This is a genomic window from Acidocella sp. C78, from assembly GCF_907164655.1.
In genome coordinates this window covers 99,954-110,817 of record NZ_CAJQZK010000060.1, presented here as the reverse complement: position 1 = coordinate 110,817, position 10,864 = coordinate 99,954, and the positions used below count along the sequence as shown (strand labels likewise).

Sequence of the window (10,864 nt, the reverse complement as noted above, 5' to 3'; positions counted from 1 at the left end):
TGTACTTACCCCGATACCGGCCAGAGATAGACCAGGCCGACGGGCTCCAGGCGATGCGCTCGCACCTCATAGGAGTCGCGAAGCCGCTTCGGTTCATCGCGCAATTCACGTTCAAGGCGCGTCAGGCGGCCTTCCCAATGCCGCCGGTCAGCTTCTCGCTCGCGCCGCTCCTCGGGCACGAGATCGAGGGTGAGCTGGTTGGGATCGAACTCTTTGGCCGCCTTGGCGATACGTGACCGCTGCTGTTCAAGCAGGTCTGACAGCGAGCGCGCCTCCTCCTCCCCTCGCTTCTGAAGTTGCGCCGTAACCGTCGTCAGTCGCTCTGAGGCGATCTTTTCCAAGGCCGGGACAAGGTCGGCGATATCCTTTGCGACGAGAGCCTGGATACGGGCGACGGCGGCTCCGGACGCTTCACGGGCGTCACGCAGGGCGTCTTCGAGCTGGTTGAGGGTCTTCTCCTCGCCGCTCTCGCCCAGCGGTCGGAGCGCCTTGTGGTCGCGTTCTGACTCCGTCCAGATGGCGGTAATCGGAATGACTTCTTCATGCAGCCGGGCTGCGCCCGCGCCAAAGACCGCCAGGCGTCCCATCAGTACGATACGAGGCTGCGCGCCCGGCCCGTAAATGACCGACACACGCGAAAGCTTCGACTGGAAGCCTTGGCTGAGGAAGCGAGACAGGAGCCGTCTGACCAGGCGGTGCTCAAGATGCACTTGCACCACGTCCGAGGCGTCACGGCCGTCAGCCATGATCGGCGGACTGAAAGCAATTGACCGGATGGGCGCATCGCGCCGCCAGTCGCCGAGACGCTCACCGCGCTTCCGCGGTCGAACCCGCAGATCGTCGAAGGCATCGTCCCAACCCGCGTCCTTTGTGAACGCCGGGTCGTTGGGATTGAGCCTGTAGGTTTCCACCTTGCCGACCGCCGGCCCACGGGCGTCGTCCAGAACATAACCGGCGCGCGACAACGCCGCCGCAGCCACACGATGAAGATCTTCCGGGTCGACGCCGACGCGCTCGCGCGACCGTTCGAGTGCGCGCTGCAGATCGGCCTGCTCCTTTAGCAACCGTTCGTGACGCGCGCGCTCGTCGTCGTCCATTTCGGCGCGCGCGCGATTGAGCCGTTCGGCGTCGCTTTCCTCAGCGATGGCCCTAGCGATCGCCGCGCCCTGACCGCGCAAAATGCCACCTTCGGCCAGACGCTTCGCAATGCGCTCTTCAATAACCTGGCCGACCGATCCGAGCTGGTCGCGGATGGTCTCCGTCTTCCGGACCAACGCCTCCAAGACGATGTCGGCTTCGCGCTGCTCATAACGGAAATATCGGCAAATGACCTGTTTCGCAGGTTGAAGTTTGCGATCGATCCGGCCGTTGCGCTGCTCCAGTCGGGAGGGGTTCCACGGCAGGTCGAAATGAATCAGGTCGGAGCAATAGCTTTGGAGGTTGATGCCTTCGCGGGCCGCATCAGTGCAGATCAGGATGCGCAACGGCTCAACATCGGGATCAGCGTTGAACGCTCGCTTCACCTCTTCCCTTCGATCCGATCCAGTTGCGCCGGTGAAGACGCCAACTCGGTCATCAGCGCGATCCGTGTCCGACACCGCCTCACGCAGGCGTCGTTCGAGCCACCGCCGCGTGTCTTCGTATTCCGTGAAAATGATGAGACGCCGGCGATTCCAGTTTTGGCCGCTGAGAAGGTTGGCTTTGATCCAGTCGGTCAACCAGCGCACCCGGGCGTCGGGCCGCGACGCGTAGCGCTCTGCGATGGCCAACATGTCGTCGACCACGGCAAGTTCAGCGCGCAGGTCTCCCTTCGCTGCGTCTGCAACGCCAAGGGCTGAAGCGGCCTCGGCCGTGGCGTCGTCATCCGCGTCGATAGTTTTTTCGGCGCGCTCTCCTTCAAGCCCAAGCTCGGCGCTGTCTTCGCTCGCCGGGCCGCCCACAAACGCCAGCGCGGCGGCAGCGACCAAGCCGGCTTCTTCACCATCGAGCATTCGCTGCAATGTTGCCCTGTGGACTTTCAGGGTCCGTGCGAACGCCGCGACCGACGACAACAGCCGTTGCTGGAGACCTACAAAGGCCAGCTTCGCCATCGACGCCTTTTGGGTCGGAAGATTAGCGATGCGCCGCATCCGCATCTCGCCGTACGTGGCAAGCTGCCGGGCGAGTGCGAGTTCAGGCGTGTCCTCTGGCAGACCGTCGATGCGAACCGCCTCGATGATCCGCTCCGGGAACGCTTCGCCAAGGCGCCGAAGATCGGCCTTCAGCCGCCGGACCATGACGGGCTCAAGATCCTTTGGGCGAACCTCGACACCCCGAGTGAAGCGCTGGGGATCAAGCATCTCAAGCAAAGCCGAGAAGCTGTTCGAGTGCCCATTATGTGGCGTGGCTGTCAGGAAAAGGCGGTGCTCGAACCGCTCGCCGAGTTCGCGAACCGCCTTCGTGAGCTGGCTTGAGATTGCGTAGCGAATGCCCGCCGCGGGCGCGGCGTGGTGCGCCTCGTCCAAAACGAATAGCGCACGGGCACGAAACTCGCCGAGCACGTCACGGAGTCCAGCCGCATAAACCTCATCCGTGAGGAGACGGTGCGAGACGATGAATCGCGAGCCGGTCGCCCAGGGATTCACGGAGAAGCCCCGAAGCCGGCGCATCTCGCCTATCCGCTCTCTGTCGATGATTTCGAACGAAAGCCCGAACTTCGCTTCCAGTTCATCCTTCCACTGGATCGTCATAGCGGGCGGGGCCGCAATGACGATGAAATCAATCCGCCGCCGCAGCAGTAGCTCTCGCGCGACTAAGCCTGCCTCGACGGTCTTGCCCAAGCCCACGTCATCCGCGATCAACAGATTCACGCGCGGAAGCCGCAACGCCTTACGAAGTGGGAGAAGCTGATAGGCATCCAGCCGAATGCCTGCCCGAAAGGGCGCTTGCAGCAGGTCGCGATCAGCGGCAGTCGCAGATCGCCATCTTATCGCGCGAAGGTGGGCGGCCAACACTTCAGCTCGATCAGGAAGGCCGGCGCCGACATTCCGCCACCCATCCTCATCGAGCACGACGGCGCCGATTTCGGCATCCCAGAGGATTTCCAGCCGCTCACCTTGAGCATCGTCGGAAATGCACGAGAGGTTGAGGGTCTGAAGGTCGTCAGCCTCCCCCTGGACTTCCTCGACCAACCACGGACGGCCCCGCAGCTCGACAAAGCTTCCCGGTTCGATTTTCTTGCTAAGGATTTGCTGCATTACGCGCCCAGACTCGTCTGTTGGTCAAGATCACTGTATTTCCCAGTCAGTCTGGTAGACCATTCAAATTTTTCAATAACAGATGCGAAAACCACAACCTGACAATGCTTTTCAATGGACGCGCGCCCAGAGTGAGCCGTGTCGATAAGCCGATTTTGCCGAAAAAGTTTGCATAACCTAACCATAAAGCCGCCCCTAATATTCGATGGCTAAATCCGCCACAAATTCAATATGACGATAGCTCCCGAAATCGCTCTTGCGAAGCACTCTCAGGCGGCCCCGGATTTTGACGTTGCGCGGGCCGGATTTCCAGACCGCCGAGTCTTCGCCGAGTACCATCAAATCCGTTTCCCATAGGATAATGGTCTCCGGCACAGTACCGAGGACACGACAAAGTATCCGGCAACGTCCCGCCGATTGCATTGAATGCGCGCAGAATACCGTCTGGCTTTGGCCCTCTAAGCAAAAACGGCCCCGAAGGACCGTTCTTAACGCGTTGATTTCGTTGATAAAATCTGGAGCGGGCGATGGGATTCGAACCCACGACCCCAACCTTGGCAAGGTTGTGCTCTACCCCTGAGCTACGCCCGCACTCCGTGTTGAGCCTTCTAGTCAGCTTCGTACGGCTTGGCAAGCGGGTCTCTCGTCCAAATTCGGGTGGCTGGCACGCTCTGATATCAAGCTTGCCGGCCTGCGCGCGAACTTGGCGTTGCCTGTTACCCCCGGGTTCGCGGTCATGAGGCAGACGTGAGGAAAGTCTGTCTATTTTCCGATGGATTTTCGATGCGGAATCGGAGCGTGTATCTATGAGGCGGCCTTGGCCTGCGGCGGCTCGATGACTGTGAGCAGCTTCTTTGGCTTTGATATTCCAAGATTTTTCAGGATCTCGGCAGCTTCGGGGCTGATTTTCGTGCGCTGAACAATAGTCCGGCCGGCGATCTGATAGCGGACCGCCTTGAGGCCGGCCAGGATGTGGGCGATCCGCGCCCAGGGAAGGCCGCAGCGCAACTCCGCCGAGCGCTGTATCTGCAGGGCAAGGACGCAGAGCCGGACATGCGCCTCGATCCGGCGCGGGCTCCAGTGATACATCGGCCGGACCTCGAGCCCGGTCTGCTTCATCCGCCGGAAGCAGGCTTCGATGATGGTCCCGCCTTTGTAGCCGAGGGCGACGTCCTCGGTGGACAGCGTGTCGTCGTTGGTGATCACGACGAACTTGCCGTCGAAGCGGGCGGCATGGGCGATCTTTCCGGAATCCAGATGCGGCCTGCCGGCCGCATCCGTGCTCAGGTAGCGGCCGTAGCGGCGCGAGGTGAGCAGTGCGCAGGCGGCCTTGGGATGCTCGGCATCACGTGCGGCGAGCAACGCCAGTTCGGCGCGCAGGCCGGCCAGAACCTCGTCGCGATGCTGGCGCTGCCGCTCGGCTTCCTCAGGGTTCAGGCAAAGAACGTAACGCTTGCGCCGCTCACCGTCGCCGACCACGACCTCCTTGGCCTGAAGATTGTCGGCAACCTTCCGATAGCGCCCCGGTCGGGTCAGAACCGCCTCATCCACATCGCGCAGCCGGCGCATCGGCACCGCCAGGATGTAGTGGCCGAGCCCCTTGCTCAGCGCCATCAGATTGTCCGCCGAATACATGCCAGCGTCGCCGACGAACAGGCAGCGCCCAAGGTTCCAGGCGCGCAGATCCTCCTTGATCCTCGCCACCGTCGCGACATCGGCGGTGTCGCCCGGCAGCACCCAGGAGCGAACCGGCATGCCGTCCCGTGTCACCGCCATGGCGATGATCACCTGCGGCTGATTGTCGCGTCCTTCCTTGCTGTGGCCGCGCCGGCGCAGCGGGGCGAACAGCCGCCCGGCCCAGACTTGCTCGGTCTCGTCGGCCTCGTCGATCTCGAAATAGGCCGTCGTGGTGTCATAGAAGATCAGATCGACATCGAGGCGGAACAGGTCGGCGGCCCGCAGGAACACCGCCCGCTCGATCGCGTCGGCCCAGACCGCCAGAACATCGAGGGCGCGGTAGAGGTGGTCGACCGTCAAATCAGTCGCCTCCGGCAGCCAGGCAGTGTCGGTGAGCCACCGCTCCGCGCAGGCACGCTTCGAGCCTGGATCATCGAGCCGGTTCGCCGCCATCGCGAACAACGCCGCCTCATGCGGAGCGGTGAGCTCCGCCTTGCTCAGGCAATCCCTGACCGCCGGGCCGATGCCGAGTTCCTCCCACAGATGCCGCGCTGTCAGCGGAATGCCGAACTCGAAGGCGGCGTCGATCTCGATATCGGGCGGCGCGGTGCCTGCCGGCGCGCCATCACCGACCTGCTCGTCATCGCCCAGCACACGGTTGATGCTGCGCACCAGCCGCTCGAGAGCGGCGCGATCGAGTTGATCCGCACGGCCGAAACTGTGGATCACCTGGGTCTCCGACCGCTTGCTGTCGGTGTTCCAGACGTTCTCCGCGAGCCCATAGTAGCGGACCGTGGAGCCGTCGCGGTTCCGGCGCTGGGTGACACGCAGATACATGCCTATCGAATAGCGTATCTCGTCAGGTTATAAAAGACACAAGGCCGAGAGTCGTGTGTCTATGTGTTGGCGCAGATTCCGCCCACTCCACGATCATTCAATCCAACCAATTCAACCACTTGCCCAAGCCACACACAGCCAAATGTGCCTCATGACCGCGAACACGGGTTACCCGCAATGCCGAAAATCCCAAGGGGGCCGCGTCATGTCCCTGGTGGTGGTGTAGGAGGCTGCTGATCAGCTTGCCGCCGTGACCGTTGAGAGCCTGACCCGACTTAAACAGTCAAACCCGGAACGATACGGTATCGTAAGTTGAGATCTTTGATTTCACTCGAGATTTTCGTAGGCACGTCGGGATTTTGCAAAAACGTGGTGCTAAATAATTGCGCAAATTGCTTCTTTTAACTTGATTTATGATTGGTTTTCGGCTGCCAATTCGGCATGTTCGTGCGCGAGAAGCGAATCAACGGCTACAGCTACCTTTATCTGGTCGAGAGCGTCCGTGAGGACGGGCGCAGCAAGCAGCGCATCATCAAGAACCTGGGCCGGAAGGAAGTCGTCCTGGCCGATGGAGGTCTCGACCGCCTCGCCGCCTCGATCGCGCGCTATGCCGACCGTGCCTCGGTCCTGGCCCAGCTGGCGGCAGGCAATCCGGACGGGCTGAGCTGCAAGCGGATCGGCGCGCCGCTGTTGTTCGGCCGACTGTGGCAGGAGAGCGGGATCGCTGCTGTGTTCGAGGAGCTGCTGGCCGGGCGGCAGTTCGAGTTCCCGGTCGAGCGCGCGGTGTTCGCCACCGTGCTCCACCGGATCATGGTCTCGGGCTCGGATCGCGCCTGCGACAAATGGCTCGAGGATTACGACATTCCCGGCACCGAGGAGCTCGGCCTGCATCACCTCTACCGCGCCATGGCCTGGCTCGGCGAAGAGCTGCCGGACGAGGAACAGGGGGATGCCACGCCCTTTGCGCCACGGACGGTGAAGGATCTGGTGGAAGAGCGTCTCTTCGCCCGACGGCATGATCTGTTCACCGACCTCTCGGTCGTGTTCATGGACACCACCTCGCTGTATTTCGAAGGTGCCGGCGGCGAGACGCTGGGCGCGCGGGGCCACTCCAAGGATTACCGCCCACAGCTCGCGCAGATGATCCTCGGCGTGGTGATCGATCAGGACGGAAGGCCAATCTGCACCGAGATGTGGCCAGGAAACACCGCCGATGTCTCGGTGCTGGTGCCGGTGATCGACCGCCTGCGGTCGCGCTTCGGCATCGGCCGGGTCTGCGTCGTCGCCGATCGCGGCATGATCAGTGCCGCGACGATCGCCGCGCTGGAGGAGCGCGGGCTGGAATACGTGCTCGGCGCAAGGGAACGCACCGACCGCATCGTCCGCGAGGTGGTGCTGGCCGATGAGCGCCCCTACACCCCGCTCTGCCTCGAGCGCGCCGGTGGCGACGAGACCCAGCTCTTCATCAAGGAGGTCAAGGTCGCGGGCAAGCGCTATATCGTCTGCCGCAACGAGGCGGTGGCCATCGAAGAGGCCGAGACCAGGCGCAAGGTGGTCGCCGCCCTCGATCGTCAGCTGACGCGCGGCGATAAGGCGCTGATCGGCAACTCCGCCTATCGCCGCTTCCTGCGCCCGGTCAGTGACGCAAAGCCCGGCCGCAAGCACAAGCTGTTCGAGATCGACGCCGGCAAGCTCGCCGAGGAAGCCCGCTTCGACGGCGTCTTCGTGCTGCGCTCCAACGCCCGGATTTCACCGCTGCAGGCGGTGATCCGCTACCGGGACCTGCAGAATGTCGAACGGCTGTTCCGTGTCGCGAAGGCGACAATGCGCACCCGGCCAATCTACCATTCCTCCGACGCCGCCATCCGCGGCCACGTCTTCTGCTCGTTCCTCGCGCTGATCCTGCACCAGGCGCTCGACGAAAAACTCCGCCGGGCCGGCAAGCGCGTCGAATGGGCCGATCTCCTGCGTGATCTCGACCGCCTCCAGGAGGTCACCATCAGCAAGCGCGGGCAGCAGATCGTCCTGCGCACCCCAGCAACCAACTCGATCGGGCCGATCTTCAAGGCCGCCGGCGTCGCCCTGCCAGCCAACGTGCGAGACGCATCCGCTTCCTGATCCAAATCCTCCCGAAAGCCGCAGGGTGTGGTGCTAAGAAACCACGCGCCCACAATACATGGCTGTTTTCATTGGACTATTTTCAGGTCGCTGTTCAAGTCGGGTCATGGTGGTCAGCGACAACGGCACTGAGCTCACCAGCATGTCGATCCTGCGCTGGTCGAAAGAGCGGAACGTGGAATGGCATTACATCGCGCCCGGCAAGCCCCAGCAAAACGGGTTCGTCGAAAGCTTCAACGCCCGGCTCCGGGACGAGTGCCTGAACGAGACCTTGTTCACGAGCCTGCCTCAAGCGAGGTCCGTGCTGGCCGCCTGGCGTCACGACTACAATCATCACCGCCCCCATTCGAGCCTGGGCAACAAAACCCCGGCAGAGGTGGCGGGAAAAATCAGCGGCGCGCCGGGTTGGGGGTTAACCCCCAACCCGGCTGTTGCACCTACGCCCAATCGTGGGCATCACTCGGGGATGAGACTCTACTCGTGAATGGCGGGAACTTGGGGCTCAGACCACAGGGGTTATCTCTCAACCAACGGATGTGCCGGCTACACCATAGTTTTGTAGCAAGTGGACGTTGCTGATTGGTCGGGAAAACCAGTAGCCTTGGCCGAATGGACACCCAAGGCTGCGAAGCAAACCAGCCTGATTCTCGGTTTCGATACCTTCGGCAATCATGTCTATGCCGATGCGCTGCCCCATACTAATAACCGTCTCAAGAATCACGCGGCCATTGGTATGCAGAAATACGTCTTCCAGCAAGGCCTGGGCAATCTTGATACGATCGAACCTATACTCGTGTATCGGCCGGAACGAGGAATAGCCTGTTCCAAAATCATCGAGTATGATGTTGCAGCCTAGAGCGCGGATCCGGTCGAGCAAGTCAAGACTATGACCGCTGATGTCGAGCAAACATGTTTCGGTGATTTCAAAAGCGATGCGGCCTGGGCCTAGTCCATTCTGCGCCATAACTTCGGCGATCTTGTCGGGCAGCGTTTCATCCCGCAATTGCCGCGGCGAAAGATTGATCGTGACTTGAAGGCCTGGTGTCAATTGAGCCGCGGTTTGGCAGGCCATGTCGATGACGTATTTGCCAATCATCCCGATGAGACCGCTATCCTCCGCGATCGAGATGAACTCGCCAGGGCTGATGATACCTCGTGCCGGATGGCGCCATCGGACAAGTGCCTCCATAGCCACTGGCGCGCCCGTGCTCAAATCCACAATGGGTTGGTAGTCGAGAAAGAGCTGGTTTCGTATCGCAGTATTTTTGAGATCGGCATGAATGGCGATCCGTCGCGTAATGGCGTCCTGAGTATCAGAATTGAAGAAATTGAACCGGCCGCGACCCTCGACCTTGGCCTGGTAGAGTGCAAGATCCGCGCAGTGGTGAATGCCTTCCGGCGTTCGCGCGTCGTTCGGCAGCATGGCAATTCCGACTGATACGCCGACGGTCATCGTCAGACTCCTGATCCGAAAGGGCTGGCCAAGATGCTCGACGATCCGCGCTGCAATCGAAGCCACCTCCGGCCGTTGCACGCCGGGTACGATGATGGCGAATTCATCGCCGCCAAGGCGAAACACCATGTCCCGCCCCCGCACACACCCACAAAGGCGTTCCGCGGCCGCGCGGAGAAGGTTGTCGCCCACCGCGTGACCGAAACTATCATTCACCGTCTTGAAGTAGTCGAGATCGACGCACAAAAGGGCCGCCGGCGCCTGTTCAGCGTCGTTGATCGCCTGCGCAAGGGCAACTGCGAACATATCCCGGTTGAACAAGGTCGTAAGGGGATCATGGCGGGCGAGATAGGTAACTCGTTCCCGGGAGCGATGCAGGTCTGTTATGTCACGTCCGACGCCGCGATAACAGGCAAGCTCACCAGTTTCCCTGAAAATTGGCTTGGCAGAAAGATCCCACCAGCGCAATTCTCCATCGAAAGGAATTGAGACGATCACGTCACGGAAGGGGAGATGTGATTCGAGTTGCTCCATCAGTTTGTCGATCGCTTCGTCCTTATGCCGGAAAATCGATCCATCACCATCGAGCAGAAGAGTGCGGAGATTGATCCGCATCGCCGACGCGCTACGTCGGGCGACCTCACAGAACCGTTCCGAGGGGTTTACAATCGCCAGACTGCCGTCAAGCTCGAACAACCAGTCGCTTGCGCCCTGCTGAAAATCGCGAAGAAGGATTTCTGTTTCCTCTTTCAGCCTGGCGATCCGGATGGCGCCGACTTCCCGCTCGACCAGCTTCCGGCTAAGTTCGATGATAAGGATAAACGAGACGACATCGTATGCAGCGATCCCCACGAGTGTTGCAACGCTTGTGTGGGATCCTGGTAGCAACAGTGCTATCATTGAACCCGTCACTAACGGGGTCCAAAACAACAATGAAAATGTAACTGGCCCCGCAAACACTGCCGTCGAAATCAACCCGATCAAGATGGCATAGATTTGAGCCATTTGCACAGAGTTGCTGTGCGGTAGCGTAGAGATTATTACCCCCCCCAACCAAAACCGATCAAAAATTGCAGGGCTCCGTAGATTCTAAAAAAAATTTTCAGAAGCTCAGCTTTGCGGCGGCTTCTTATCCAAAATTGACCAAGAAAAATCAGTGCGCCGTAACAAATAGAAAGTAAAAATACAAAAGGTATAAGTATTCTATCTACTAGGCCACCTAAAAAACTGTAAGTAAAAGCAACTAGGGTAATTTCGCCAATAGCTGCCATTTTTATACTGAGACGAGCGCGGGTGTCAATTTGAGAGATTTGGACGGAGGTTACAAAAGACTCCGGGATGAGTTTTGAAAAGAAAATTTTATTTCGAAATAATTGTCTGAAATTATAGAACATTCGAAAATGTCCAAAAATGCGGCGCCAACGTCCCATCTAAATCGACCCAAAGATGTGGGTTGTAATGTTTTTTATACTAAAAATTGAAAAAATTATATCATATAATGTTGATAGGTTTTGATGAACCCTGCCCTTAGATTCAGGAGATC

General features: G+C 60.1%; 6 protein-coding genes, 1 tRNA gene and 1 pseudogene. 2 read left to right on the top strand and 6 right to left on the bottom strand.

Going from position 1 to position 10,864, the window contains the following annotated elements:
- Positions 1-5: 5 nt before the first annotated feature.
- The 4 genes from drmD to ACIDOCELLA78_RS81100 form a co-directional block, all read right to left on the bottom strand.
- Complete coding sequence (gene drmD / locus ACIDOCELLA78_RS81115) at positions 6-3,236, bottom strand: DISARM system SNF2-like helicase DrmD (protein WP_201727478.1); 3,231 nt, start codon at positions 3,234-3,236, stop codon at positions 6-8.
- A gap of 195 nt (positions 3,237-3,431) precedes the next feature.
- Positions 3,432-3,575, bottom strand: coding sequence for a hypothetical protein (locus ACIDOCELLA78_RS81110; RefSeq protein WP_201727477.1), 144 nt, complete (start codon positions 3,573-3,575; stop codon positions 3,432-3,434).
- Positions 3,576-3,752: 177 nt separating this feature from the next.
- A tRNA-Gly gene (locus ACIDOCELLA78_RS81105) sits at positions 3,753-3,827 on the bottom strand.
- Between the two features lie 213 nt (positions 3,828-4,040).
- Positions 4,041-5,750 carry an IS1634 family transposase gene (locus tag ACIDOCELLA78_RS81100; protein WP_201727476.1) on the bottom strand — a complete coding sequence of 570 codons (1,710 nt, stop codon included), beginning with the start codon at positions 5,748-5,750 and terminating at the stop codon, positions 4,041-4,043.
- A 441-nt stretch (positions 5,751-6,191) separates the two neighbouring features.
- Between ACIDOCELLA78_RS81100 and ACIDOCELLA78_RS81095 the strand changes: the two genes are divergently transcribed.
- Together ACIDOCELLA78_RS81095 and ACIDOCELLA78_RS81090 are read left to right on the top strand one after the other, a co-directional pair.
- Entirely contained in the window at positions 6,192-7,868 is a 1,677-nt protein-coding gene (locus tag ACIDOCELLA78_RS81095; protein WP_201727475.1) for an IS1634 family transposase, read from the top strand.
- 106 nt (positions 7,869-7,974) lie between these two features.
- Positions 7,975-8,352, top strand: a pseudogene (locus tag ACIDOCELLA78_RS81090) (integrase core domain-containing protein); the annotation flags it as partial.
- A 39-nt stretch (positions 8,353-8,391) separates the two neighbouring features.
- Here ACIDOCELLA78_RS81090 and ACIDOCELLA78_RS81085 read toward each other — a convergent pair.
- Positions 8,392-10,326 (bottom strand): bifunctional diguanylate cyclase/phosphodiesterase, encoded by a 1,935-nt coding sequence (locus ACIDOCELLA78_RS81085; RefSeq protein WP_201727474.1) that lies wholly within the window; start codon positions 10,324-10,326, stop codon positions 8,392-8,394.
- Positions 10,327-10,361: 35 nt separating this feature from the next.
- The gene (locus ACIDOCELLA78_RS81080) at positions 10,362-10,751 is read right to left on the bottom strand and encodes a hypothetical protein (protein ID WP_201727473.1); all 390 of its coding nucleotides are present in this window, start codon (positions 10,749-10,751) and stop codon (positions 10,362-10,364) included.
- Positions 10,752-10,864 lie beyond the last annotated feature (113 nt).

Bases quoted from the DNA above. Each gene is read 5' to 3' on its own strand.
- drmD (WP_201727478.1), bottom strand. From the start codon at position 3,236: ATGCAGCAAATCCTTAGCAAGAAAATCGAACCGGGAAGCTTTGTCGAG.
- ACIDOCELLA78_RS81110 (WP_201727477.1), bottom strand. From the start codon at position 3,575: ATGGTACTCGGCGAAGACTCGGCGGTCTGGAAATCCGGCCCGCGCAAC.
- ACIDOCELLA78_RS81100 (WP_201727476.1), bottom strand. From the start codon at position 5,750: ATGTATCTGCGTGTCACCCAGCGCCGGAACCGCGACGGCTCCACGGTC.
- ACIDOCELLA78_RS81095 (WP_201727475.1), top strand. From the start codon at position 6,192: ATGTTCGTGCGCGAGAAGCGAATCAACGGCTACAGCTACCTTTATCTG.
- ACIDOCELLA78_RS81085 (WP_201727474.1), bottom strand. From the start codon at position 10,326: ATGGCTCAAATCTATGCCATCTTGATCGGGTTGATTTCGACGGCAGTG.
- ACIDOCELLA78_RS81080 (WP_201727473.1), bottom strand. From the start codon at position 10,751: ATGGGACGTTGGCGCCGCATTTTTGGACATTTTCGAATGTTCTATAAT.